The 26,104-nt window shown below is 65.6% G+C and carries 22 protein-coding genes and 1 tRNA gene; 8 read left to right on the plus strand and 15 right to left on the minus strand.

All coding sequences use genetic code 11. From position 1 onward, the window contains the following. Positions 1–35 precede the first annotated feature (35 nt). From HCT51_RS07460 to HCT51_RS07480, 5 genes are all read right to left on the minus strand, one after another. The gene (locus HCT51_RS07460; protein WP_166872305.1) at positions 36–1,019 is read right to left on the minus strand and encodes a helix-turn-helix transcriptional regulator; all 984 of its coding nucleotides are present in this window, start codon (positions 1,017–1,019) and stop codon (positions 36–38) included. Further along, positions 1,012–2,001 carry a helix-turn-helix transcriptional regulator gene (locus HCT51_RS07465; RefSeq protein ID WP_370626956.1) on the minus strand — a complete coding sequence of 330 codons (990 nt, stop codon included), beginning with the start codon at positions 1,999–2,001 and terminating at the stop codon, positions 1,012–1,014. Before HCT51_RS07465 ends, HCT51_RS07460 begins: the two co-directional genes overlap by 8 nt. Positions 2,002–2,069: 68 nt before the next feature. After that, positions 2,070–3,029 carry an FKBP-type peptidyl-prolyl cis-trans isomerase gene (locus HCT51_RS07470; RefSeq protein WP_166872299.1) on the minus strand — a complete coding sequence of 320 codons (960 nt, stop codon included), beginning with the start codon at positions 3,027–3,029 and terminating at the stop codon, positions 2,070–2,072. Positions 3,030–3,071: 42 nt separating this feature from the next. After that, on the minus strand, positions 3,072–4,082 hold the full coding sequence (locus tag HCT51_RS07475) for a tRNA (adenine-N1)-methyltransferase (protein WP_166872296.1): 1,011 nt from the start codon (positions 4,080–4,082) through the stop codon (positions 3,072–3,074). Next, the gene (locus HCT51_RS07480) at positions 4,079–4,756 is read right to left on the minus strand and encodes an HAD family hydrolase (RefSeq protein ID WP_191413814.1); all 678 of its coding nucleotides are present in this window, start codon (positions 4,754–4,756) and stop codon (positions 4,079–4,081) included. The genes HCT51_RS07475 and HCT51_RS07480 overlap by 4 nt, the downstream gene beginning before the upstream one ends. A gap of 77 nt (positions 4,757–4,833) precedes the next feature. Here HCT51_RS07480 and HCT51_RS07485 point away from each other — a divergent pair, with 77 nt between their 5' ends. After that, positions 4,834–5,733 carry a PAC2 family protein gene (locus HCT51_RS07485; protein WP_224760727.1) on the plus strand — a complete coding sequence of 300 codons (900 nt, stop codon included), beginning with the start codon at positions 4,834–4,836 and terminating at the stop codon, positions 5,731–5,733. A 38-nt stretch (positions 5,734–5,771) separates the two neighbouring features. Here HCT51_RS07485 and mshC read toward each other — a convergent pair whose 3' ends face one another. Genes mshC through HCT51_RS07500 form a run of 3 tightly spaced genes read right to left on the minus strand, consistent with a single transcriptional unit; the run spans position 5,772 to position 9,162 of the window. After that, a complete protein-coding gene (mshC, locus tag HCT51_RS07490; protein WP_166872290.1) occupies positions 5,772–6,989 on the minus strand; it encodes a cysteine--1-D-myo-inosityl 2-amino-2-deoxy-alpha-D-glucopyranoside ligase in 1,218 nt (405 codons plus the stop codon). Positions 6,990–6,999: 10 nt separating this feature from the next. Continuing rightward, positions 7,000–7,830: an undecaprenyl-diphosphate phosphatase gene (locus HCT51_RS07495; RefSeq protein ID WP_166872286.1), complete on the minus strand. Its 831-nt coding sequence runs from the start codon at positions 7,828–7,830 to the stop codon at positions 7,000–7,002. Positions 7,831–7,848: 18 nt separating this feature from the next. After that, complete coding sequence (locus tag HCT51_RS07500; protein ID WP_166872283.1) at positions 7,849–9,162, minus strand: M20/M25/M40 family metallo-hydrolase; 1,314 nt, start codon at positions 9,160–9,162, stop codon at positions 7,849–7,851. A gap of 80 nt (positions 9,163–9,242) precedes the next feature. Here HCT51_RS07500 and HCT51_RS07505 point away from each other — a divergent pair. From HCT51_RS07505 to HCT51_RS07525, 5 genes are all read left to right on the plus strand, one after another. Then, positions 9,243–9,327, plus strand: a tRNA-Leu gene (locus HCT51_RS07505). A 401-nt stretch (positions 9,328–9,728) separates the two neighbouring features. Further along, positions 9,729–11,312 carry a class I adenylate-forming enzyme family protein gene (locus HCT51_RS07510; protein WP_166872281.1) on the plus strand — a complete coding sequence of 528 codons (1,584 nt, stop codon included), beginning with the start codon at positions 9,729–9,731 and terminating at the stop codon, positions 11,310–11,312. Beyond that, a complete protein-coding gene (locus HCT51_RS07515; protein WP_166872278.1) occupies positions 11,309–13,174 on the plus strand; it encodes a helix-turn-helix domain-containing protein in 1,866 nt (621 codons plus the stop codon). The genes HCT51_RS07510 and HCT51_RS07515 overlap by 4 nt, the downstream gene beginning before the upstream one ends. Positions 13,175–13,178: 4 nt before the next feature. Further along, entirely contained in the window at positions 13,179–14,537 is a 1,359-nt protein-coding gene (locus tag HCT51_RS07520; protein WP_166872275.1) for an MFS transporter, read from the plus strand. After that, positions 14,534–15,727 carry an acetyl-CoA acetyltransferase gene (locus HCT51_RS07525; protein WP_166872272.1) on the plus strand — a complete coding sequence of 398 codons (1,194 nt, stop codon included), beginning with the start codon at positions 14,534–14,536 and terminating at the stop codon, positions 15,725–15,727. Before HCT51_RS07520 ends, HCT51_RS07525 begins: the two co-directional genes overlap by 4 nt. An 820-nt stretch (positions 15,728–16,547) precedes the next feature. Here HCT51_RS07525 and HCT51_RS07530 read toward each other — a convergent pair. Together HCT51_RS07530 and HCT51_RS07535 are read right to left on the minus strand one after the other, a co-directional pair. After that, on the minus strand, positions 16,548–16,889 hold the full coding sequence (locus HCT51_RS07530; protein WP_166872268.1) for a DUF202 domain-containing protein: 342 nt from the start codon (positions 16,887–16,889) through the stop codon (positions 16,548–16,550). After that, positions 16,886–17,245 (minus strand): YidH family protein, encoded by a 360-nt coding sequence (locus HCT51_RS07535; protein ID WP_166872265.1) that lies wholly within the window; start codon positions 17,243–17,245, stop codon positions 16,886–16,888. Before HCT51_RS07535 ends, HCT51_RS07530 begins: the two co-directional genes overlap by 4 nt. Positions 17,246–17,752: 507 nt before the next feature. On the opposite strand from HCT51_RS07535, the gene HCT51_RS07540 reads away from it, so the two are divergent. Further along, positions 17,753–19,042: a cation:proton antiporter gene (locus HCT51_RS07540; protein ID WP_166872262.1), complete on the plus strand. Its 1,290-nt coding sequence runs from the start codon at positions 17,753–17,755 to the stop codon at positions 19,040–19,042. Between the two features lie 318 nt (positions 19,043–19,360). Further along, on the plus strand, positions 19,361–20,047 hold the full coding sequence (locus HCT51_RS07545) for a hypothetical protein (protein WP_166872259.1): 687 nt from the start codon (positions 19,361–19,363) through the stop codon (positions 20,045–20,047). Between the two features lie 210 nt (positions 20,048–20,257). On the opposite strand, the gene HCT51_RS07550 is transcribed toward HCT51_RS07545, so the two are convergent. From HCT51_RS07550 to HCT51_RS07570, 5 genes are all read right to left on the minus strand, one after another. Then, positions 20,258–22,624 (minus strand): arylsulfatase, encoded by a 2,367-nt coding sequence (locus HCT51_RS07550; RefSeq protein ID WP_166872256.1) that lies wholly within the window; start codon positions 22,622–22,624, stop codon positions 20,258–20,260. Positions 22,625–23,165: 541 nt separating this feature from the next. Next, positions 23,166–24,152, minus strand: coding sequence for an aldo/keto reductase (locus HCT51_RS07555; protein ID WP_224760728.1), 987 nt, complete (start codon positions 24,150–24,152; stop codon positions 23,166–23,168). 116 nt (positions 24,153–24,268) lie between these two features. Further along, positions 24,269–24,580, minus strand: a complete 312-nt coding sequence (locus HCT51_RS07560; protein ID WP_166872253.1) for a helix-turn-helix domain-containing protein — start codon at positions 24,578–24,580, stop codon at positions 24,269–24,271. Between the two features lie 268 nt (positions 24,581–24,848). Beyond that, positions 24,849–25,010: a hypothetical protein gene (locus tag HCT51_RS07565; RefSeq protein WP_166872250.1), complete on the minus strand. Its 162-nt coding sequence runs from the start codon at positions 25,008–25,010 to the stop codon at positions 24,849–24,851. A gap of 148 nt (positions 25,011–25,158) precedes the next feature. Then, positions 25,159–26,082, minus strand: a complete 924-nt coding sequence (locus HCT51_RS07570; RefSeq protein ID WP_166872248.1) for a TIR domain-containing protein — start codon at positions 26,080–26,082, stop codon at positions 25,159–25,161. Between the last annotated feature and the right edge of the window lie 22 nt (positions 26,083–26,104).

Here is a 26,104-nt window from a genome sequence, read left to right on the forward strand (position 1 = left end):
AGGGGTTTCCTTCGTTGAATGCAGCTGCAGAGATTTCAGTCTAACTCGCCATACCTGTCGGCGCCCGCAAGCGCCCAGTCCCTGACCATGCGTCGCGCCTCGGGCGGCCCGACCACCGTTGCCACGTCGGGCAGGCTGGCGATCAGCCGCTTCAGGCTGTGGAAGTGCGCCACTCGAATGGTGACCCGCAGCATGCCGTCGACCGGCACCGGCTGAGTGCCCTCCTGCAGGTATTCGCCGAGCAGGGCGAGGGCGGATGGCGCGACGTCGACGGTGACGGTGAGGTCGTCGCTCGATCCCGCGAAGAGGGTGTCCGGCAGGGTGACGTCGGCTCCCCTGCGGCTGATCGGGGTGGTGGTGAGCTCTGGCCGCGACATCCGGTCGAGACGGAAGGTGCGGATCGCCTCGCGCAGGTGGTCCCAGCCGCGCAGGTACCAGTCGGCGTCGACCGTGTCGACGCGCAGCGGATCGACGTTGCGGCGTTCGAAGTCGCCGCGGGAGCTGAGGTAGTCGAAGCTCAACTGCACGCCGCTGTCCACCGCCTGCCGGATCAGCGCCAGGGTCTCGTCAGTGTCGGAGCCTTCCACCGCGACAGCGCTCGGCAGGCCCGAGGCGCCGCGCGACAGCTTGTCGGTGAGCGAGGCGATCGCCGCCCGGTCCGCGTTCTCGGGCAGCGCGGACAGGTACTGCAGGCCGGCGATCAGGGCCGCCGCCTCGCGCGCGGAGAAGCGCGGTGACTCGTCGATGGCGACCATGTTGGTCAGCACGATCTCGTCGTGCTGCTCGAAGTCGTCCCAGGCGATGTCGAACAGGTCTTCCGGCTGGTACTGGTGGGTGGCGCCGGGGATGCCGCTGACCACGATGAGGCTCACCGCATCCCTGATCTGCTGGTCGGTGACGCCGAAGTGTTCGGCGGCCTCGTGCACGGTGACCCGGTCGTGGTCCATCAGGTACGGCACCAGCGACAGCAGGAACGCCAGCTTGTCCTGCGCCTGGAATGGCGGTTTGCGCTCAGCCATGGTTCACCGCCGTGAGGATCAGGCGGTTGCGCACCGCGTCGCGAAGTTCCGGCGGGGAGAGCACGAGCACTTCCGGGCCGTAGCCGGCCAGTTCGTCGGCGAAGATGTTCAGGTCGGTGAAGTGCAGGCGTAGCGCCCCGCTGTCGGTGGGTTCGGCGCCGCGTCGTTTCTGCAGCCGGGTGGCGGCATCCGTACCCGGGGTGATCTCCAGCGCTGCGACGTTTTTCTGCCACACCTCATCGAGGCCTGCCAGCGCCAGCGCTGACGGGTCGCCGGGGCGCGCGGCGAAGGTCTTCGAGCTGGCGACCACCTTGCTCACGATGCGGCGCAGCAGGAAGGTGCGGGTGTTGCCGGTGTCGGCCTCCTCGGCGTAGAGGTGCCAGCGCCCCTGGTGCTGCACGAGCGCGAGCGGCAGAACGCTGCGGGTGCGCGCCTCGGCCTCTCCCGGCTTCAGGTAGTCGAACTTCACGACGACGCGCTTCTCCGACGCGGTGTTCAGTGGTTCGAATGCCGCGTCGCGCACTCGCACCCGCGGGGCGTAGCCGAGCACCGGGTCGGTGGTGTTCACGCCGAGTCCGCGGAGCTTGATCAGCGCCCGCCGGGACTCGCCGGACAGGGAGCCCTCCCGCCAGACCATGGCGGCGAGGTTCAACAGCGCGGTCTCCTCTGCCGAGAAGGTGATGTCCTCGGGAAGTTCGTAGCTGCCGCGCGGGATGCGGTAGCGCATCGCCTGGTTGTTTCCGGGGTCGTCCGGCGCCTCGATCGTCTCGAGCGGCACCCCGAGTTCCCGGATGTCGTCTTTGTCGCGCTCGAACTGGCGCTCCAGGTTGGCGTTATCGCCGGCGGCGCGGTACTTCTGCCGGTAGCCCTGCACGGTCGACAGGATCTCGTTCTTGGTGAGCCCGCTGTCGCTCGCGAGCAGGGCGAGAACGAGCGAGAACAGTCGTTCCTCAACGGGTACCCGAGCCTGGCTTGCGGTCACGACGTGCATCCTCTGAACGAGACATCCGGTCGGCACCACTGCCGGCCGTGTCGATGGGGTGGTTCGTGCTATTCGATTCCGAGAACGTCGAAGACGATCACCATGGTGGAGCCCGGCGGAATCGTGGCCGGCGCGGCGCCCTGGGGGAAGCCGAACTCCGGCGGGATAACGGCGATCACCTGGGAGCCCACGGTCTGGCCGATCAGCGCGTCGGACCAGCCCTGCGGCAGCCCGGCCTGCGGTTCCTGCTCGATCGGCGCGGCGACGACGGTCACCGGGGCCTTGGTCGGCCAGGTCGACTGGAACACCTGCTTGGTCTCCCAGATGACGCCGGTGTAGTGCAGGATGACGCGGTCGCCGTCTTGTACCTTCGGCCCGGTGCCCTTCTTGAGCGTGGCAACCTCGAGGTCGGTCGGCGGTTCGTTCGACGGGATGGTGAGCCCGGGAACTCCCTCTGGCGAGGTGACCACGGCGGGAATGCCGGGCTGGGCCAGCTGGTCGGCGCCGTTGGCGCGGCCGAGGTAGGCGTCCTGCACGTCGATGACTGCCACCAGGGTGTCTTCGTTCTCGAGGCCCAACCGCGGGTCGAGGGTGTCGGCGCCGTAGACGTCGGCGACGGTGGTGGCCGTCACGACCCGGGACCCGACTGAGGCGCACTCCACCACGGAGCCGAAGACGTCGGCGGGGTCGCCGACGGTGCGGCGGATTCCCTCGGCTTCGTCGTAGCTGGACGCGGTGAGCTGGGTGCCGGTCTCGCCGAGGAACAGGCTCAGCTGCAGGTCGACGATCTGCCCGTGCTGCACCGTCTCGCCGTCGCCCGCCACGTCCTCGGTGACCTCGGTGCCGTCGGTGACGAGCGGCGTCGGGAACGAGACGCGAGGCTCGCTGCCCACCGACCCGCTGACGTCTACGAGCTCCGACGCGGTGCCAGACGGGAACGGCGAACCGCAGTCAGCGGCCGCGGTCGTGCAGGCCGTCATGGTCGTCAGCAGGGCGGCGGCGACGACGAGCGCGGGAGTCTTGCGCACGAATCCTTCTTTCGATAGAACGCAGGGGCGGGCAGGACAACTCTACTTGTTGTCACTATTCTCTTCGGCGCGCGCCGCGGCGGCACTGGCCGCCGTGGATTGCGCCTCTCTGGCCACCTTGCGCAGCTTCTTTGCGCTGGCACTGCGTTCGCCGAGCGCTCCGGGAGTCCAGGCCTCGACGTCCTCTTCGCTGTAATCGGACTTTGACGGGCGGCGCTTCAGCTCGGGCAGTACCGCGCCTGGCGCGAGCCGACGGGCGGTGACCAGGAAGCCGGTGTGGCCGACCATCCGGTGATCGGGGCGCACCGCGAGTCCTTCCACGTGCCAGCCGCGCACCAGGGTCTCGAACGGGTCGGGGTTGGTGAACAGCTCGGTGCCGCGGATCGCCTCCGCAACCCGGGACAGCTGGGTGACGGTCGCCACGTAGCAGACCACGAGTCCGCCCGGCGCGAGCGCATCGGCGACGGCGGGCAGACACTCCCACGGGGCGAGCATGTCGAGCACGACGCGGTCGACGGTGCCCGGTTCGACCTCGGCAGGCAGCGCCTCGGCGAGGTCGCCCACGGTGACGCTCCAGTTGGCCGGGTCGGAGCCGAGGAAGCTCGCCACGTTGCCGCGGGCGACGTCGGCGAACTCCTCCCGGCGTTCGAAGGAGTGCAGCCGACCCTGCGGCCCGATGGCGCGCAGCAGCCAGAGCGAGAGCGCCCCGGAGCCGACGCCGGCCTCGACCACGGTGGCGCCGGGGAACATGTCGGCGAACGCCACGATCTGAGCGGCATCCTTCGGGTAGATGATGGCGGCGCCGCGCGGCATGGACATGACGAAGTCGTTCAGCAGCGGCCGCAACGCCAGATACTGGTCGCCGTTGGTGGCCTCGATGACCGAGCCGTCCGGGGCGCCGATCAGGCGATCGTGCGACACCATGCCGCGGTGGGTGTGGAACACCTTCCCGGTCTCGAGGGTGATGGTGTTGAGCTTGCCCTTGGGGCCGGTGAGCTGAACGCGGTCACCCTCGCGAAATGGGCCGTTTTGGCGGCGAAGGGCGTCGGTCATACTGCTCTCTTTGATTGGGCGGCGAAGTGCACGGCGGCGAGGTCGCCGATCGTGCGCTCGTGCAGGGTGGGCCACAGGGTGTAGCCCGGGCCCTCGAGGATGGTGGTGTGCGCGGGCACGCCGATCGCGGTGGTGCCGGCGGCAACCGCGGAGGCGAGGCCGGGCTCGGAGTCTTCAATCGCGACGCAGTCCTGGGCATTCACGCCGAGCAGTCGCGCGCCGAGCAGATACGGCTCGGGATGCGGTTTGCTATGGGTGACGGTGTCCCCCGCCACGACCGCGTCGAACGCGGTGAAGTCGATGGCGTTCGCCACGTGGTCGGCCATCCGCTTGATCGACATGGTGACGAGCGCGGTCTTGACGCTGGCCTGCCTGAGCTCGAACAGCAGTTCCTTAGCTCCGGGTCGCCAGGGCACCTCGATGTCGATCAGGGCGAGCACCCGGCTGGTGAGGGTCTGGATGATCTCGTCTTCGCTCAGCGTGACGCCCCGGTTCTGCAGCACCCGGGCCGAGTGCCAGAGTCCCTGGCCGACCAGTCCGAGCGCGTCGCTCTGGCGCCAGGTGCCGCCGAATTCTTCGACAAGGCGGGTCTCCGAGGCGATCCAGTACGGCTCGGTATCGACGATGGTGCCATCCATATCCCAGAGGACGGCGGCTGGCTGGAGTGTAGTCACAACCCACGAGTCTAAACGGAAGGGTTCTATCCTTGACTGAGAGGCGGAGCCAGACGGCTCGGCCAGCGAGGATGAGAGTGCCAGACACCACAGGATTCACGAGCGGACGCGTACTCGTCGTGGCCTTCGAAGGCTGGAATGACGCGGGAGATGCCGCGAGCGGCGCCATCCGCACGCTGCAGGACCAGCTGGAGGTGTACCCGATCGCGGAAATCGAGCCGGAAGACTACTTCGATTACCAGTTCAATCGCCCCACGATCGAGGCCGACGAGAACGGCGACCGCTCGGTCGTCTGGCCCGGGGTCACCATGTACGGCCCGGTGGAGCCGAAGCGCTCCTCGCTCTACCTGCTGGTCGGCACCGAGCCGTCCCGCGGCTGGAAGACGTTCACCAGCGAGATCATGGAAGCGGTGATCGACAACGGGATCAGCGGAATCGTGATGCTCGGTGCGATGCTCGCCGACGTCCCACACACCCGGCCGATCACGATCTTCGCCTCGAGCGAGAACGCCCAGTTGCGCAAGGACTTCGCGCTGGAGCGCAGCACCTATGAGGGGCCCATCGGCATTCTCACCGTGCTGGCGGATGCCGCGGAGAAGGCGGGCATCCCGACCATGACGATCTGGGCGTCGGTACCGCACTACGTGCATAACGCGCCATCGCCGAAGGCCACCCTGGCGCTGATCGACAAGCTCGAGGAGATCGTCGACGTGATGGTGCCCCGCACCGACCTGGTTCAGGAATCCGCGGTCTGGGAGAGCGGGATCGACGCGCTCGCCGGCGACGACGAAGACATGTCGGCCTACATCCACCAGTTGGAGGTGGCTCGGGATGCCGTGGACTCGCCGGAAGCGAGCGGCGACGCCATCGCGGAGGAGTTCGAGAAGTACCTGAGGCGCCGCGACGGCAAGGACGGCCGCGACGGTCGCGGCATGTCGGGCCCGGGCGACGAGCCGTGGCGGCCGACCGGAGGCTAGCGCGACGCTGTTAGCGGAGTGCTGCTAGCGCAGCGCTGTTAGCGCAGCCGGATTCCGAGGAGCGCGTCGATGGCGTCGAGCGCGGCCCGCGACGGCGCCGTCTGGTGCGCGACGTGCCGGTCGATGGTGGCCAGGGCGGCCGGGGTGTCCAGGTCATACGCGAGCAGGGTGCGCAGTTCGCCGATCAGCGAGTCGTCCTCTCCCGGGGCCGCCGCCCAGCTGACCCAGCGCACCAGCCGAGCCTCCGACTCGGTGAGGTGCGCCTCGGTCCACTCCCAGTCGCTGCGGTAGTGCTCGGACAGCAGGGCGAGCCGGATGGCGCGCGGGTCGACGCCCGCCGCGCGTAGTCGTGACACGAACACCAGGTTGCCCAGTGACTTCGACATCTTCTCGCCCCGGTAGGCCACCATTCCGGCGTGCGAATAGTGCGCCGCGAGCGGCTTGGCGGTGAGCGCTGCGGTGTGCGCCGCGCTGAACTCGTGGTGCGGGAAGATCAGGTCGGAACCGCCGCCGTTCACGGTGACCGGGATCTCAAGGTATCGCTCCGCGATCACCGAGCATTCGATGTGCCAGCCCGGGCGGCCGTGCCCCATCGCCGACGGCCAGCTCGGTTCGCCCGGCCGGGCGCTCATCCACAGCAGCGGGTCGAGCGGATCGCGTTTGCCGGGACGGTCGGGGTCTCCCCCGCGTTCTGCCGAGAGCGCCAGCATGGTGGCCCGGTCAAGGCCGGAGATCTCGCCCAGCGTCCACGACGACCCGGTGGATGCCGCGACGCTGTCGAAGTACCAGTCGTCGCCCACCCGGTAACCGAGTCCCTGCTCGACCAGGCGGCCGACGGCATCCGCCACCGGCTCGATCACCTCGGTGACGGCCACGTAATGGTCGGGCGGGATGATGCCGAGGGTCTGCATGTCCTGACGGAACAGCTCGGTCTGGTCGCTCGCGAGCTGGCGCCAGTCCACCCCGATCGCCTGCGCGCGCTCAAGCAGTGGGTCGTCGACATCCGTCGTGTTCTGCGCGTAGCGCACCTCGTAGCCGGCGTCGAGCCACACCCGCGTCAGCGTGTCGAAGGCGAGGTAGGTGGCCGCGTGACCGAGGTGGGTGGCGTCGTACGGGGTGATGCCGCAGACGTACAGTCCGGCCACACCGTCGGCGGCGACGGCCGGCTGGAGCGACCCGGTAACCGTGTCATAGAGCACCGGAACCGGTCCGGAACCTGCAAGCGACGGGATCTCGGGCCGGTTCCAGGACTTCATGGACTCGATCCTAGAGGGGGTCGAGCACCCCGGTTGACAGCAAGATCATGAGCGTAGCGCCGAGCGCGAGGCGGTAGATCACGAACGGCATGAACGACTTCTTCGAGATGTAGTTCATCAGGAAGGCGATCACCGCAAGGCCCACGCCGAACGCCACCACCGTGGCAACGGCGGTCTGCGCGTAGCCGTAGTAGCCTTCGGGCTCACCGAAGCTGTTCACCAGCTCATACAGACCACTGCCGAACACCGCCGGCACCGCGAGCAGGAACGCGTAGCGCGCTGCCGCCGGACGGGAATAACCGAGGGCGAGACCCATGGTCGTGGTCGCACCAGACCGGGAGACGCCGGGCACCAGGGCGAGGGTCTGCGCCAGGCCGAAGTAGATGCCGTGTGGGTAGGTGATATCGGGCAGTTCGCGGTTGCGTTTGCCGTAGTGGTCCGCGAGGCCGAGCAGGATGCCGAAGACGATCAGCACGATCGCGACCAGCCACAGGTTGCGGAACACCGAGCGGATGTACTCCTGCCCGAAATAGCCGACGAGCACGATCGGGAGGGTGCCGAGGATGATCAGCCAGCCCATCCGCACGTCGGGGTCATCCTTGCGAACGCTGCCGCCGAACGAACGGAACCAGCGCCCGATTATTCGGGTGATGTCTTTCCAGAAATACACCAGGACGGCGATCTCGGTGCCGATCTGGGTGATCGCCGTGAAGGTGGCGCCGGGGTCGGTGGCGCTCGGCAGGAACTCCCCGACGATGCGGAGATGCGCACTGGACGAGATGGGGAGGAATTCGGTGAGGCCCTGGACCAGGCCGAGGATGATGGCCTCGATGAACTGCAACGCGTGTGACTCCCGTGGTTAGTAGTTGAGCAGCAGGTCGGTCAAAACCCGCCTGCCAAAGGATAATGCGTCGAGCGGCACGCGTTCGTCGACGCCGTGGAACATCGCAGGGAAATCGACGTCTGCGGGCAGCCGCAGCGGGGCGAAACCGTAGCCCTTGATGCCGAGCAGCGAGAGCGCCTTGTTGTCTGTGCCGCCGGAGAGCAGGTACGGCAGCACCGGGGCTCCGGGATCGTGCAGTTCGAGGGTGCTCTTCACCGCGTCAACGAGCGGACCGTCGAAGGATGTCTCGAGGCCGATGTCGCGGTGCATCACCACGATCTCGATCTCCGGGCCGAGCAGTTCCTGCACCTCGGCCAGCACCGAGTCCTCCTCGCCGGGCAGGGTTCGGATGTCGATGAGCGCCTCGGCCCGGTCGGGGATGACGTTGTGCTTGTACCCGGCGGTCAGCCCGGTGGGGTTCGTCGTGGTGCGCAGCGATGCCTGGATGAAGCCGGCGGCGGTGCCGGTGGCCAGAACGAGTTCGTCGGGTCCGGCCGTCTGCGGGTCGACTCCGAGGATGCGGGCGAGTTCGGCGAGGAGTTCGGTGGTGGTGTCGGTGAGGCGGATCGGCCAGTCGCGCCGGCCGAGTGTGGCTACCGCCTCGGCCAGTTTGGTGACCGCGTTGTCGCGGATCACCCGGGAGCCGTGCGCGGCGGTGCCGCGGGCCACCAGTTTGATCCAGAGCAGCGACTTCTCGCCGGTCTGCAGCAGGTATGCCCGTTTGCCGGCGAGTGTGATGGAGTAGCCGCCGACCTCGCTGATCGCCTCGGTGGCACCCGCGAACAGCTCGGGGCGGGTCTTCACCAGGTGCGCCGAGCCCAGCACTCCCCCGGCCTCCTCGTCGGCGAAGAACGCCACGACGAGGTCGCGGGCGGGCTGCCGGCCGCTGCCGAGGATCTCTTGCAGCGCGGTGATCATCATCGCGTCCATGTTCTTCATGTCCACGGCGCCGCGGCCCCACAGCATGCCGTCGCGAATCTCGCCGGCGAACGGGTCGACGCTCCAGTTGGCGGGGTCGGCCGGCACCACGTCCAGGTGGCCGTGCAGCACGAGCGCGGGCTTGGCCGAGTCGGCGCCCGGCACCCGGGTGATGACGCTGGTGCGTCCCGGCTCGGAGTCGATCAGCTCGGCGGTGAGGCCGAGTGCCTCCAGATGCGCGGCGACGTACTCCGCGGCATCCGTCTCGCCATTAGAGCGTCCCTCTCCAAAATTCGTGGTGTCGAATCGGATCAGATCGCGGGCGATGAGCGCGGTCGAGTCGAGCGCGTCAGCGTGGGTGTCGGATGCCATGCCCCCAACGCTATCGGGCGTCAAAGTCGTGTGCGGATTCGTGCTAATGTCGTCTCTCGGTTGAACAAACCAAGACACTCGTCCGGGTGGCGGAAATGGCAGACGCGCTAGCTTGAGGTGCTAGTGCCCGTATAGGGCGTGGGGGTTCAAGTCCCCCCTCGGACACAACAAACAAATCGATCATCCTCGTTGGTTGAGGAGCGAGCGTCAGCGAGCGTCTCGAAACCATATTTCCAAGAAACTGTGTTGAGACAGTGGGCCGGATCCTTCGGGATCCGGCCTTTCTTCGTGTTCCTCTTTCGCGGAGGTCTGCCGATCGGTCCTTCCCGAGTCCGGCAAAGGGCCAATTGCCGACTCTCAGCGGCGCCGGACCACGCCAGGCTGCGGGCAGCCGTTCGACGTGGCAGCCACACTTCCTCACCTCCCGGGAGAATGTGATCCGGCCACATTGCGATGCCCTATCTCAGTGAGAGCATCACAGGGTGGAGCCGGCAATGCTGACGTAGTCTGACGGTCACTTGTATTCGGCCATATGTGGTCGAATGTTCCGAGCAAAGGCGCTTTTGATGCAAGATCCGACCGACGAGACGTTCCACGAATTGTGGAGCGGCGCTGTTCACAGCCACCGCAACCGCACATTCCTGATTTTCAGCGAGCCGGCTGAGGGTGCGGCTGAATGGACGTACGGCGAGTTCGACCGGTTGGTCTCTCAGACAGCGAGACGCCTGGCCGATCTAGGCGTGCTGCGTGGCGACTCCGTGCACGTGGCGCTGAAAAACTCTCCCGCCTTCGTTCTTCTGTGGTTGGCTGCGGCCAAACTCGGCGCGTGGATCGTGCCGGTGGATCCGGCATCGACGTCGCGCGACATTGCCTCGCAAATCCGCAGAACCCAGCCGAAGGTGGGGTTCTATGCAGCAAGTAGGAGGGACGCGTATCTAACTGGATCGGCAGACCAGCTAACGCTCACAATCGAGCTCACGGAAGCGGCCGCAGACGCACTGCCCGGCTCTCCACTCCTGGCCCTAAACGATGCTCGTGACGTGTCTCTGGAATGGGCAGCGGTCTCGCCAACCGACCGGCTTGCCGTGATGTTCACCTCAGGCACGACCTCGGAGCCCAAGGGCGTGATGCTCACGCAGCGCAACTATGTGCGACTTGCACACTCCATGGCGAACCTCGTGAACCTGCAGCCGCAGCACCGCTGGCTGGTCACCCTGCCTATGTTCCACGCAAATGGGCAGTTCTACTGCTTCAGCCCGGCGATCGCCACCGGGGCCAGTGTTGCGCTCGTCTCCGCCTTCTCAGCATCGGGCTGGTTTCAGCAGGCGGCTGACCTTGGAGTCACACACGCCAGCCTGTTCGCGGCGCCGATCCGGATGATCCTCGCCCGGCGGCCCGATGACGCACCGCACCTGCAACTTGAGCACCTTTGGTACGCGCAGAGCCTGGGCGAGGAGCACTACCGCGAGTTCGCCGAGCGGGTGGGGTGCCAGCCTCGCCAGCTGTACGGCATGACCGAAACTTGCGCCATTGTCACCGCTGACCTGGGTACCGCGCCCCGGCCTGACGTCATCGGATCGCCCATTCCCGGCCGGACCATCGAACTGCTCGACCCGGTCACCGAGGAGCTGGTTCCGCAGGGCGAACCAGGCATGATGACCGTCCGCGGGAGCGCCGGTGACGACGTGTTCGCGGGATACCTCGACGACCCGGCCACCACCGCGCGCTCCTTCTCGACCAGGAATGGCGAGCAGTGGTTCCGTACCGGTGATCTCGCCCGCGCCGACGCCGACGGCACGCTCCGTTTCGTCGGGCGGGTCGACGACGTGATCAAGGTGTCGGGCGAGAACGTCAGCCTGACCGAGGTGGAGTCGGTGGTCGCTCAGGCACCGGGCGTGCTCGAGGCTGCGGTGTTGGCGAAGAGCGACCCCATTCGAGACCAGGTGCCCGTGGCATTCGTCGTGGCGCGCGATCCAGAGGAGCCACCGGTGCCCGCCGAGCTGATGGCGTGGGCGGAGCTCAACCTGCCACCGCAAAGCCGACCCCGGGAATGGACCGTCATCGACGAGCTCCCCCGCACGAGCGTGGGCAAAATCCGACGATTTCAGCTTCAGGCAGCGGTGCAAGCGAGCGAGAAGGCCAGCGCATGACCGCCGACGTTCGTAACTCCGGCATGCGTCTCGACGCAGAACTGCTCGCCCGGCTCGCCAACGGAGCCACCACTGCCGAGTTGCAGGAGTACGGCGCCAACACCGGCATGAACGCGGTGGATAGGGATTTGGTCGCCGCAGCAGTCAAGGTACGCACGCGGATCGACGAACTCGAAGACCGCGAACGCGCGCTGGTGCGCTTGAGCGAATCCGTGCGGGACATCGCGGGCCTTGACGCGGTGGATCAGGTGCTGCAATCCATCGTGTCTCGGAGTCGCCGACTCCTGATGGCAGACGTCGCCTACTTTCTTACCTTCGATCAGTGGACCGGTGTCGCTTTGATGCACGTGTCGGAGGGGATCATGAGCGACGCCTTCAGCCGGCTGAAAGTAGAGCCAGGTGAGGGGATTTCCGGCTACATCGCCAGCAGCAAACGGCCGAGCTGGACCTCTGACTATCTGATCGATTCCCGCTACACCCATACCGGCACCATCGACTCCGCGACGATCGAGGAAGGCTTGCGCGCCATACTCGGAGTACCCGTGCTGCGGGCAGGTCGGGTTGTCGGGCTGCTGCTCGCCGCTGACCGACACGAGCACAACTACCGGCCCCAAGACGCCGAACTGCTGTTCTCGCTCGCCCAGCACGCCGGCGTGCTGATCGAGAACGCCACGGTACACGCGCAGGACCAGCAGACCGTGGAGGAACTTGAGGAAGCACTGCAGGCATTGCGGGCCAGCGAAGGAACATCACTCGCGATTCTCGAGTTGCAGGATCGCCTGATGGCGCTCCTGATGAACCGCGGATCGCTGGAGGATCTTGCCTCGGTGACGCAGGCGGCACTCGGCGGAACAATCGTCCTGTGCGACCAAGGCAAGCGGGAACTGGCGCGCATCGGTGAGGATGACTTGCCCGCGTCGGAGGACGGTTGGAACGTCCAACCATTGTCAACAAGAGACTCAACGCTCGGCTACATGCTTCACCGTGAGGACTCCGACGGCGACAAGCGGGACGACACACAGGCCTCCCAAATGCTCGTGCGCGCGGCATCCGTCGGCACACTCATGGTCGAATCACTGGAGGCCAGCCTGAGCTCATCGCGCGAGGCCACCGCCACGTTGGTTTCCGAACTTCTGCGCCATCCGACCGGTGATCGCGCCGCACTGCTGCGTGCAACGGTCTCGACCGACATCACCACACTTGACACGGTCTTACTCGCCGTACCTCGCGACGAGACCCACCGGTACGACCTCTTCCGCGCCGCCCACCGGTTCGCCGAACAGCAGCAAGGCCTGTCGTGCCAGTTGGAGGGCTGTGTGCTGCTTTGGCTGCCCGGCGGGAACGCCGACCAGACGGCTCAACACACCGCCGCGGCGCTCACGACGGCGGTCGACGATGCTATAACGGTGGGCGCCAGCCGGTTGTCTGTGACCCCCGCCACGCTCGGCGACGCCGTACGTGAAGCGCGGAACACCGCGAGCGCTCTGATCGCCCTCGGACGCATCGGACACGGATCCGACAGTTCCCGTGTCGCCCCGTTTCCCACCATCCTGGCCAACAGCACGAGTGAGGACCTCGACCTGTTCATCCGAGACGTGCTCGGGCAATTACTCGACCACGACCAGCAGAACCGCACCGAGCTGCTGTCGACGCTGGAGTCGGTGTACCGCCATTCCTCCAACGTGGTGGCGGCAGCCGAATCGCTATACCTGCACCCCAACACCGTTCATCAGCGGCTGGCGCGGATCGATCAGATCACCGGAGTCAGCTGGCGCGACACCGACGTCGCGATTCAGCGCCAACTGGCGTTGCGCATTATCGCCCTGCGGGCAACTCACATCACTACCCACGACAAGGACTGACGCAATGACGCACACTCCAGTAATCACACAACCGACCAGCAGGGAACGACGCCGCACGTTCGTCGGCGCCTCTGCGGGCCACCTGATCGAATGGTACGACTACGGAATCTACGGGTTTCTGGCGGTCTACATCGGCCAAGCCTTCTTTGTCTCCGACGACCCCGTGACGAGCCTGCTCAGCAGCTTCGCGGTGTTCGCACTGAGCTTCTTCATCCGACCGCTTGGCGGCTTGTTCTTCGGGCCGCTCGCCGACAAGCTCGGCCGCCGCAAGACGCTGGTGACCGTGCTTATCCTGATGGCCGGTTCGACTTTCCTGCTGGGAGTGCTGCCGACCTACGAGGCGATCGGCGTCGGCGCGCCGATCCTGCTGGTATTGATCCGCTGCGTTCAGGGCTTCTCAGCCGGTGGGGAGATCGGCACGATCACCAGCTTCATCTCCGAGTACGCCGGTCCCGGTCGCCGCGGGTTTTCGACCAGTTGGTTGATGGTTACCGCGGTGCTTGGCCTGGTGCTGGGCGGCGTCGTCGCCAACGGCATGACCTTCCTGGTCGGCCCCGAGGTGATGCAGGCGTGGGGCTGGCGCATCCCGTTCCTGATCGCCGGACCACTCGGCCTCATCTCGCTCTACATTCGTCTGAAGCTCGAAGACAGCCCGGAGTTCCGCGCCCTGCAGGAGACCGGCCAAACTTCAAAGGCGCCGCTGCGCGAGGTATTCCAGTGGAAGCGTGCCTTGGCGCTGGTGTTCTTCATCATCACCCTGCACAGCTCGATCTTCTACCTGGTGCTGACGTACGCATCGACGTTCATGGGCAAGATCCTCGGCTTCGATTCGGGAACTGTGCTGTTGTATGTCTTCCTGGCTAGCCTGCTCGCGGCGGTCGTGATGCCCTTCGGCGGCATGTTCACCGACAGGTTCGGCCGGAAACCGTTCCTGCTGGTCATCGCGGTGCTCGGCACCGCCGCGATGATCTGGTTCTTCCTCGCCGGGCCAGGGGCTACCCCCGCCACCTTCATCTGGCCGTTGCTCGCCACCGCGCTGCTCTTCGGCCTGTACGCCTCATCGACCTACGCCACTATGAGCGAGTTGTTGCCGACACGCGTGCGATCCACCGGCATCGCCGTGGCATACAACGTTCCCGTTGCGGTGTTCGGCGGCAGCGCGCCGATGATCGCGACCTGGCTGATTGCCGAAACCGGCGACATCACCTCGCCCGTGTACTTCTTCGTGGCAACCGGCATCGCGTCGATCATCGCCCTCATCGCGCTCCGCCGAAGCGACTTCACGGCAGCGAGCAGGCCGACCGTGACGATCGCAACCACCATAGACGCGGACGTCGCGGCCACCGAAGGGGCACGTGCATGACCCTCGCAGGACAGTTTGGAACCGACATCCTCTTGACCGGATGGGGGCATTCCCGCTTTGGCAAACTGACCGACGAAACGTTGGAGTCGCTCATCGTCGGTGTGGCCAGCGAGGCAATCGAGAATGCCGGCATCGAGGCGAAGGACGTGGACGAAATTTACGTCGGCCAGTTCAACGCCGGAATGGAGCCGCTCGCATTCGCCTCGTCGCTGGCGTTGCAGGTGTCGCCCGACCTGGCAAACGTGCCGGCGACCAGGGTGGAGAACGCATGCTCGTCAGGCTCGGCGGCGTTTCAGCAGGGCGTGAAGTCGCTGCTGGCCGGTACGGCGAAGACGGTGCTCGTTATCGGCGCCGAGAAGATGACCGCCGCCGGTGCCGACAAGGTGGGCGCTGCGCTGCTTGGCGCCGACTACGAAATGGCCGGAAAACCGTCGAGTACGGGCTTCGCTGGGCTCTTCGCCACGGTGGCTGCGGCTTATGAAGGCCGCCACGGACCAGCCGGCGACCCGATGGGCGCCATCGCCGCGAAGAACCACCACAATGGCATGGCGAACCCGTACGCCCACCTGCACAAAGACCTGAGTGAGGAGTTCTGCCAGACGGTGTCAGCCCAGAATCCGATCGTCGCAGGGTCATTGCGCCGCAGCGACTGCTCGCCGGTGTCTGACGGCGCTGCGGCGGTTGTCATCTCCGCCGCCGGAAGCCGTTCCCGCGATGCTGTCACCGCCGGCGTTCGCCTCACCGGCTTTGGTCACGCCAACGACTTCCTGCCCGCGGAGAAACGCGACCCGACCGAGTTCGCCGGCAGCGCGGCCGCCTGGCATCGCGCGCTCACGATGGCCGGTGTAGGACTCGACGACCTGTCGTTCGCCGAGGTGCATGACTGCTTCACCATTGCTGAACTGATTCTTTACGAGGTGCTCGGACTCACCTCTCCTGGAGAGGGCCGTCGCGCACTGGATGAGGGATGGGTTTACCGCGACGGCAAGCTGCCCATCAATGTGTCGGGGGGTCTGAAGTCGAAGGGTCACCCGGTGGGCGCGACAGGCGTTTCGCAGCACGTCATCTCCGCCATGCAGCTCACAGGGACGGCCGGCGAGATGCAGCTGCCGAATCCGCGTCGCGCCGCCCTGCACAATATGGGCGGTCTGGCGGTGGCGAACTACGTGAGTGTGCTGGAGGCGCTCTAACCGGGTGAAGGGCCCCAAGGGCGTAGCTACCGCTGATTCCTGACCTCTGCTTCGGCGCGAGGCTTCGATCTTCCAGCTTCGGCTGGCGGGTACTGGTTGAGACATGCATGAACCCCCGGCTTTCAGCCGGGGGTTCTTCCGTATTGTCGGCGCGATTGATCCGCGCTGCGGGGGCGCATCGTGGACGTGGAATTTCGAGTGTTATTGCGTGGAATGCCTCCTTGGCAGCGCGTCCCACTCCCCCGTGTTTCCGGGCCGAAATGAATATTCCGAGGAATATTGAAAAAGGCGATCCGTTTCGGGTCGCCTTTTCGTTTCCGGATGCTTTCGCTGGCTGGCCAGTGACGTTCACGTCTTTCAGCGGCCGCGCTTAACGCAAGAACGGCGCGCCTGAGTGTTTTCAGGCGCGCCGTATTGTGCGGTGTTGCGGTAGGTCCTTCCCCGCTGATCGCGCCGGCCTACGCTCGCCAGCACATGGCGTCGGCGAACCGCCGCGTTCGTCGGTTTCCACCAGACATCCGCTCATCGACGAGAAGGAGCCGCCATGAAAGCGCTCGTGTGCTTGGGTCCCAGCGAGAAGGAGTGGCGCGAGGTGCCTGATCCGGTCGTTCAGAAGAGGCAGGTCTCGTCGGTGAAGACTACGCGCGGAATGCGGAACGTGCGGGCCTGAAGATTCTCGCCACGGTGACGGCCGACACATGGGCGTTTGGTTCGGTGGTGGACGTGTGCGAGGCGAACCCGGCCTTCCTCGGGTAGACGGCTTGCGACCCCATGTTTAACTCCTCGCTCGGGAGCGAGATAGCCCTTCAGGGAGTTACCCTTACTCGCCAGCAACGCCGAGCGCGTAGACCGCGGCTACTATGCCCAGCGTAAATGTCGACCCGGCAAGCGCAGCTAGCGGCCATGCCGAAAGACTGTGCAATGTTTCAGCGGCGCGCAAGCCTGTGTGTGCGCGGCGGTACCGATAGCGGACGCCTACATATGCGGCAATCGAGAGTGCTGCGCTGATTAGGCCCAGAACGGCTGCGGGTAGGCCGATCTGGGGAGCAGCAAAGCGGGCGGCCAGTACGCCGGCCACGGCTAAAGAGAGCACGGTGCGTTGCCAGGCGAGCAGGGTGCGTTCTGGTTGCAGCCCGGGATCGAACACCTTCTCGTCGGTCACAGCAGCATGCCAACGGCTACAAGAAGGGCAGCGACGATTACACCCGCGCTCAACAGCGCGGCCAAAGACGGCGCCGGGATCGGTCGTTCTAGCCGCATGGATCGCTCGGTGCGCATCCAGCCTATCCAGGCAGTCAACGGCGCGAGCGTGCCGAGCGCGATGAAGATCCCAGCGGAGGCCGCACGCAGGTCCTCTCGAATTGGAAGCTGCAAGGCTTCGAGCGCGACGCCGGCGGCGAGTAACGCGAGCGACGTGCGGATCCAAGCGAGAAAGGTGCGCTCGTTCGCAAGACTGAAACGCGGGTCAGGTTCCGTGCCCTGTCCATAAACGCGGTTCGGGAATCGGCGCTGTCTCACGATCCCATCCTCTCCCAAGAGTCGGCATGACACGTCCAGCTGAATGGCGACCGACACCAATGCATCCCGCACACCTGATTATGCCGAGGCGAGTCTCGGTAGTGGAATCAAAGATGATGCCGTTGATCACGGTCCGGTTTAGTGAGTCGGTCAAGGTTGCCCGTTCAGCGTCCGGGCAGTGTGATGACGCCGAGCCGGTGACGCGAACGGGTACGGGTTGAGTGACAGCATCGCCATCCCGTCGATCGGTAACCGAGGGTCCTGCAATGGGGAGCCACCAAGCGCTCACTCTCCTGCAATAAGGTTTCCGCGAGATCTCGGATGCCGGGCCAATGCCGGTGAAGGACCCGCAAGCCGGAGCGTCGCCGAGAAGTTCACCTGACTTACGTGATGAGAGTCTTCCTCCCGCGTCGTACAATGCGCTTGGGTTTGAGTTCGCGTTGAGTGGTTTGAACCCAGCCGTGACCATCATTCGATGGGCGTTGCTCGGCGGGAGAGGACGAGCCGGTGACGGAATCCTCGTTCGCGGTGCTCATGGCGATGGTGTTCGGATGGGCCGTGTTATCGGATCGCCTGGCACGCTGGAATATCAGTGGTCCGCTGGTGTTCTCGGTGGCCGGTTTCGTCCTGGCCAACCAGACCTGGGGCCCCGTCCCCATTGACATCGAGGCGCCTTCGATCCAACTCCTTACGGAGATTACGCTCGCGCTCCTGCTGTTCTCGGATGCGGCGCGTGTGAATGTCGCGTCGCTTCGGCGCGACATCCGGATACCCGCACGCCTCTTGGGAATCGGTCTGCCGCTCACGGTAATACTCGGCGCCCTCGGCGCGGCGTTGGTGTTTGGGGACATTTCCTGGGCACTCGCGGGCTTCGTGGGCGCAGCGCTGGCTCCCACGGATGCCGCACTCAGTGCCCAAGTGATCGATGACAAGCGGATTCCCATGCGGGTACGCCGCGCTCTCAATGTCGAGAGCGGGCTCAACGACGGCATCGTCACCCCGATCGTCATCTTCACCCTCGCCGTTGCTGCGGATCAGCTCGCGATCGCGGGTGGAGAGCACGCGGCGCTCGGACCGCTGCTCGAGCTGGCAGTCGGGATCCTGGTCGGCCTAGCCGTCGGGCTGGTTAGCGCCAAGCTCATCGCTATCGGATCGCGGCGACTCTGGGTCGTTCATGGGGGCCGACGCCTCGCCACGCTCGCCGCCGCCCTCGCTAGCTACGCGCTCGCCGTGACGTTCAGCGCCAACGGATTCATCGCGGCGTTCGTGGCGGGGATCGCCTTCGGAGCCGTTTCGTCGCGGAACGGTGTCGACCTCGACGAGGTCGCGGAGCTCCCGGAACTGCTCGGTGAAGCGCTTGCATTAGTCGTCTGGTTCCTCTTCGGTGCGGCGTTGGTGCCGGTCGCATTCGAGTACTTCTCGGTGTGGACCCTCGTCTTCGCAGTGCTGAGCCTCACGGTGATCCGCATCGTTCCCGTCGCGCTCGCGCTCCTCGGGACGCGGCTGGATACGGGGACCGTTCTCTTCATGGGTTGGTTCGGGCCCCGCGGGCTCGCCTCGGTCGTATTCGCGCTGCTGGCCATCGAGCAGCTCGGCGAGTTGGAGGTAGTCGGCCAAGCCGTTTCCGTCGTCGCACTCACGGTGTTGTTGAGTGTGGTGCTCCATGGGGTGTCCGCCGGTCCGCTTGGGCGCGTATACTCCCGCGGACACCGCGACAGCGCCGCTGAGGGTCTTGGTGCGGGCCCACGATCCCGGCGTCCGTTCCACGGGCCGCTTCGGCCACCTACTGTGCGCTGACACCGAGGCGCCGAACTAATTCGCCCAGTTCGAGTGATTGCGGGCGTCGGGCCGTGCGGGATGCGGTGGATAGCGGATTAGGGCGCATCGTAGGCTTCCTCGCGGTGATCGCTCAGCGGGGTAGATCACCGCTGGCTTCGCGGATTGTGCGCGGCGTCGCGGGGGCACTCGCACTCGTCGGAGTGATTCCGCTGCTGACCTTCCCGACCAGACTCTGACCTGTGCGGCGCCGCCGCGGACCGGTCCTGCGCGCGTCTATCACGAAACGTGGACGTCGAATAGCATTGGCAGTGCACCACACGGCGGACGGAGCTGCCCATGACCGAACCGTCGAGCAACCGCGATCCTGGCCGACGGATGGACAGTCCCCGCGCCGCCGCGCTCGCCGGGGTGCTGTTCGCCGTCCTCTTCAGCGCCGCGCTGATTCTCATGCGGACGTCGCTCCCTGAGCAGCTTTCGTCCGCCGAAGACTGGCTCGACGACGACGACGACGGCGCCGCGACCCGCCTGACGATCGGGCTGTCCCTCGTTCCCTTCGCGGGCATCGCCTTCCTGTGGTTCATGGGCGTCGTGCGCGATCGCTTCAAAGAGACGGAAGACCAACTCTTCTCATCGGTCTTCATCGGGAGCGGGCTCCTGTTTCTCGCCATGGTGTTCGTTTCAGCCGCGATCGCCGGTGGGATCGTCGCCACCGTGCCGTTCCTCACCGACGAGGACAGTCGTGCCGAAGTGGCCACCTTCGGGCGGGCGGTCATGGTGCAGGTGACCAATATCTACGCGCTGCGGATGGCGGGAGTGCTGCTGATCTCTCTGGGCACGATGTGGCTGCGCACCGGAGTCATGCCGCGATGGCTTGCCTTCGTGACCTATGCCGTGGCGATCGTCCTGCTCTTCGTCACCAGCCTTAGTCTCTGGGTGACCCTGGTCTTCCCTGCATGGGTCTTCGGAGTCAGCATCCTGATCCTGATCCAGAACTATCGGCGACAGGCGAGAGCCGTCCATTGAGTCGTGGCGGATTGGTCCCTGTAGTTGAACCGATCTGACCGGTTCAGCTCTGACGATCGGTGCCAATACGCGGACGTGGACCGCGGAAGTGACACCGAGGCCTTCGGGAAGTCAACCCGATCCGACTGGCACGATTGCCGATCGGCTTGTGACCGCGAGCGGTCGATAGATCTGTGATGGGTCCGGCGCAATTCTCAGAGCTGGTTGGCCCTACTGTCGGGCCATGATGACGCGGAGGCGTTCCTGGGGGTCGATGAGGTGGTCGTGGTCGTCGTCGCCGAGGTCGATCTGCACCCAGTTGATCTTGCCGGTGAATCGGCTGCTCTTGGGCGTGTAGTCGGCGCTGACGGCTGTGCCGGATTCATAGCCGACGTCGGTGGTCTCGTCGGCGGAGAAGATCATCGCCTGGGTGGCATCGACCCTGCCCTTGCCGACGGCGTCGCCGTCGTAGTAGAGGCTGACATCCCCACCTTTCCCGAGGCCGCCGCCGTCGTAGCCGAACTCCATCCGGACCTGGTGCGTCCCGGTCGGGATGGTCAGGTCGGGGGTCGTGGTGAATTGTTGGATGCCGAGCAGGTTGTAGACGAACGTGGCCTTCCCGCCGGTGACGTAGAGGCTCCACCCGCCGAACCTGCCGCCTTGGGCGATGATCACGCCCTCGCATCCGGCTTCGGGGACGTCGATTTCGGCGGTGACGGAGAACGACTTGTTCTTGATGCTCACCACGCTGTTCTCGGTCAGCCGCCCCATCCCGGCGAACAGCAGTTGGGAGTTGCCGCGGATCAGGGTTGGGCGGCCCGCCATCTCGGGCGTGGCCCGCTCGAGGAGACGATCGTCGAGCGGGAGGACGTTGTGCTTGACCGCTTCGATGAGCCAGAGCCGTTGCAGCTCGTGCAGCCGGTCGGGCTGTTCGGCGGAGAGGTCGTGGGCTTGGCTGTAGTCGGTGCTGCCGTCGTACAGCTCCCAGACGTCGTCATCGAACGCCCGCATGGTTCCGCCGACCATCACCCACGGGGTGCGGTGCTTGGTGACCGCGCTCCAGCCCTTGAAGTACACGCCACGGTTGCCGAACATCTCGAAGTACTGCAGGTCGTGGCGTTCGGCAGATGCCGACTCGTTGAACGTGTAGAGCATGCTGGTGCCCTCGATAGGCGACTGCTGCACTCCGTTGACCATGCTCGGTTCGGGCAGCCCCGCGGCCTCGAGGATGGTCGGCGCGACGTCGATGCAGTGTGTGAACTGGCTTCGCAGCCCCCCCTTCTCCTCGATGCCGTTCGGCCAGTGCACGATGGTGCCGTTGCGGGTGCCACCCCAGTGGGAGGCGACCTGCTTGGTCCACTGGAACGGGGTGTCCATCGCCCACGCCCACCCCACCGCGTAGTGGTTGTACGAGGTGGGCGAGCCCAGCTCATCGATCTTGGATGCCAAGAACTCCGGTGTCTCGATGGCACCCATGCCATTGAAGTTCGCCATCTCGTTGAACGCACCGTTGAGAGTACCCTCGGCCGACGCACCGTTGTCTCCGACGATGTAGTAGATCAGTGTGTCCTCGAGCAGCCCGAGGTCGTAAATCGCGTCGATCACCCGCCCGACGTGATGGTCGGTGTGTTCGAGGAACCCGGCATACACCTCCATCTCCCTCTCAAGCGCCGGCTTCAGCGCTTCGGGCATGTCATCCCACGCTGGGATCTCGGCATGCCGCGGAGTGAGCTCGGCATCCGCCGGGATGACCCCCAGTTCTTTCTGCCGCGCGAACGTGCGCTCCCGCTGCACGTCCCACCCGTCGGCGAACTGTCCTTTGTACTTGTCCGCCCACTCCTTCGGCACGTGGTGCGGGGCATGGGTCGCCCCCGGTGCGAAGTACACGAAGAACGGCTTGTCCGGCATCAGCGCCTTCTGGGTGCGGATCCAGTTGACCGCGTGATCAGCCAAGTCCTCCGTCAGGTGGTAGCCCTCCTCCGGAGTCGCCGGCGGCTCCACCGGGGTCGTCCCCTCGAACAACGCCGGATCCCACTGGTTGTTCTCCCCACCGAGGAACCCGTAGAACGTTTCGAACCCGCCGCCGCCGGACGGCCACGCATCGAACGGGCCCATCGGCGAGGACTGCCATACCGGAACCTCGTGACACTTCCCGAACTGGGCCGTCGAGTACCCGTTCAACTTCAGCGTCATCGCGAGCGGCGCCTTCGTGTTCGGCCGCAACGAGCTGTTGCCGGGCGCCGAGGTCGCGGTCTCTGTAACGCTGCCCATTCCGACCGAATGATGGTTCCGGCCGGAGAGCATCGCAGCGCGCGTCGGCGCACATAACGCGGTCGTGTGAAAGCGGTTGTACTTCAGACCGCCCGCGGCGAGCTTTTCCGCGTTCGGTGTGTGGCACGGCCCCCCGAACACGCTGGCCGCGCCGAATCCGGTGTCATCGATCAGCACGATGAGCACATTCGGTGCGCCCTCCGGCGGGAGCAGCGGCTCGATCGGCGGGAAAGTCGTGTCCGGATTCTTCGCGTCATACGTCGTCAAGCCCGGCGCGGGCCGGTCCGGAATCGGCAACATCGTGCGCGCGTGACGATCGACCTTCATAATGCAACTCCCGGGCAGCTAGGCGAGATTCAACGCTCGAGCTAGGCGAGATTCAACGCTCGCTGCTCCGGAACATAGACCCAACCAGACGCCCGCGCTAGGGGGCCACGCACACCGCGCAAAGGGTCCGTCTGTCGGTCGACCACCGAGACCGTTCAACGTGCGCACTGGAGCCGGTTGGGCTCGGCACGACGCTACGCGGGATGCCTTGAAGTGACGGCGCTGACAACACCGCTAGTGTTTGCAACCTGCGCGAAGGATTCGGCGCCCCCGCGATCCTTTCCGCAAGCCGGACCCTAAGCGGGCGCTTGTATGTCGGACGAGAGCTACCTGGGGACCTTCAGCGAGTGATTGATTCGTGGATCGTCGCGCTCAGTGGCGGCTGTCTTCCGGCGCTTCGTGGCGGGATCGTTGAGTAAATCCTCCCGGTATGGCGTGACAACGAGAAGATAGTCGCGAGCTTGGCTCGCGACGGTTTGTGATTGTCGTTGAATGCGGTCGTTAACGTTGGGCCGTCGAAGCGACCCCCAACAGATCGGTGTCAGCGGCGGCGGGCCGTGAGGGTGAGGGTGTTGTCACCGTAGCTATGGTCGGCGGGGTTAACGGTCACGCCGGGCGCCGCGAGGGCATCGATCCGGTCAAGAATCTCGGTGGATAGGTGCACCTTCACGGCGGGCAGCTGCGATTCGAGCTGCTCGAGCGTGCGGGGGCCGATGATCGCGGACGTGATTCCGGGGTGGTTGATGACGAACCCGATTGCGAGTTCGATCATTGTCAGCCCCGCATCCTCAGCGACCTGCGCGAGCCCGTCGACGATCTCGAGCTTCCGCCTGTTCGCGGGCGTCGACATGTCGAACCGGGCTGCGAGACGCTTTCGCGCAGGCGACGTCGGGGCGGCGTCCTTTGACCAGGAGCCGGACAACCAGCCTCCACCGAGGGGGCTGTAGCTAAGGGATCCCATGCCGTATTTCTGAATCGCCGGCAGCACGTCGAGTTCGATCCCGCGCACGAGAAGCGAGTACGGCGGCTGCTCGGTCACGAACCGCTCCAGGCCACGTTCACGCGACGCCCACTGTGCTTCGACGATCTCGCTGCCGGAAAACGTGGACGAGCCTATGTAGCGGACCTTGCCCTGACGGACCAGGTCGGTCATAGCGCCGAGCGTCTCTTCGATGTCGACGTTCGGGTTGGGTCGGTGCACCTGGTACAGGTCGATGTAGTCGGTGCCCAGGCGCCGCAGCGAGTTCTCGACCTCCTGCATGATCCACCGCCGCGAGCTGCCGCGGTGATTGAGGTCATCGTCCATCGGGGAGAAGAATTTCGTGGCGAGCACGACATCGTCCCGGCGGCCCCGAAGGGCCTCGCCGACGATCTCTTCGGAGACGCCGCCGGAGTAGATGTCGGCGGTGTCGATGAAGTTGATGCCGGCGTCGAGCGCGCGGTGGATGATCCGGATGGCCGCATCACGGTCGTCGTTGCCCCAAGGGCCGAACATCATGGCGCCGAGCGCGAGCGGGCTGACGGACACGCCAGTGCGTCCAAGAAGGCGGCCTCCGTTTCGGTTGAGACCGGCGCGATATGCGGCGTCGGCCGTCCAGTGGGTCCTGGTGAGGAGTTGGTGGGTCTGATTCGTGGATAGCGTGTCTACCGAAACGGCCCTAGGCGCACGCTGGGGGCCGGTTGCCGTTTGGCCAGGTCGAACAGGTGCACGGTTCCTGCCTCATCGAGCTGGAGTGCGCGGACGAGGGCGAGCAGCACGCTTTCGGACACCCCACTAAGGTCTCCACGCTCCATCCGGGTGTAACAGGCCGTGCTCACGCCGGCGATCTGAGCGACTTCCTCACGACGACGGCCAGGCAACCGCCGCTCGCCACCGAATACGGCCAAGCGGGCCTTTTCCAGAGTGATGCGCGCGCCACGGTGGAGGAACCGCTGCACGTCGTGACGAGCGCCCATACGCCCGACGCTACGCCCCTCAGCGGGTGACACTGGGAGGAACGGTCGTTCACCCCCCTCACGGGTCCGGTCACATAGGGCTGCTAATTAGCAGTACCCGGGCCAAGAAAAGGAGACGCTATGTCGACGCGGCGAACCGATCGCAGCTCATCTACCGGACTTACAGGGGAAATCAAAGGCTGGCAGCGTCCTGGGGCCCACTCTCACGGATGCTGTTGCAGGGAGTAGTGACCTCGGGTTGCTCAGCCGCCGAAATCGTGGAGCGCTGTCACGTCAGAGCCTGCCGCCAGGCAAGCCTGGCGGATCCCGCTTTCGGATCGTACGACTCTTCGCCCGCGGTGGGTTCTACAGATTTCAAGTAGTCCGACGCTGCTGTTACGGCCTTGCCGACGGCGCCGTCGATCAGCACATGGTGAAAACTGACCTTCACATGAGGATCCCGTCTGGCCCGGTCCGGGTCCGGTGAGGGTTCTGAGGCGTGGCGGCTCGGACGCTGAGCGGGCAGCAATGGCGCAGCAGCAATGCCGCCCCGACGTGGGGTTGGGAAGCGTTGAGATGAACGGGTGTCCTGTATCGACTCAGAAGTCGAGGATCTCTTTCCAGCGCCCCAGTCTCTCCGCGAGAAGCGCAGCGCGCGACGCGTTGTCTTCGGAATCCAGGATGTTCGCGTCTTGGCTGTCCGCGCGGAGGAAGACGCCGGATGTGCGTAATTCCACATCCGGGTGAAGGTCGGAGCGTGTGGTGAAGTACCCCGCTCCGCGATCGGCTGACTCCAGGAGGATCTGTCCGGTGCCTTCGATTGTCGGCGCATTGGGATCGCGCGGCCGTTCACCCCTGAAGTAGAAGAAAATGCCGGGCACGTCCGTTCGCTCCTTCGTCGCCTCACTCCAATAACGGGCCGACAGGCCGCCGTCTTCTCGCCAGGCCCGACCGGCAAGTTGCAACGCCCCGGAACGATCACGCGAAATTCGGAGGAGGCTCACGGCGGACGGTTCGCGGCTGCGGTCCGTCAGCGAGAACTGCCACCACCAGCCTTCGATGCGGGCCGCGCGGCCTTGGCTATCGATCGCGTCCCGAAGCTTCTTGACTATTCCTCTCACTTCTGCGGTGTCCGTCGCGTCCTCATACCGCACGGACGTCAGGCCGAGAAGGTCGGACGGCAGCTTCGCGGCCGTTGCATGGAGGATGAAAGTCCGGCGCATGCCCAGGACCCCGCCGAACAGACCCGCTTCGAAGACGACGTTGTCCCGCGGAGAGGGCTGGCCGACTGCGGGTGCCGGAGTTGTCGTGTTGGTTTTCGTCCAGTCGTCGCCGGCGAAGACGAATGCCGCGAAGTCGACTTCACGGGTGAGTTCGAGGAGCCGTTCGATCGCGGTGCTTCCGAGATCGAAGGATGTCGTCCACGGATCCACATGTGCGACATCGCCGAGGCCACGAGTCAGGGCTTGGACGAGCTTCGCTTGCTCTCCTGAGGACCCTATGAAGATGCGCGGCTTGTCCACGTGACCTCCCATCGGAAGCTCG

This window comes from Salinibacterium sp. ZJ450 (genome assembly GCF_011751885.2).
Classification (GTDB): domain Bacteria; phylum Actinomycetota; class Actinomycetes; order Actinomycetales; family Microbacteriaceae; genus Ruicaihuangia.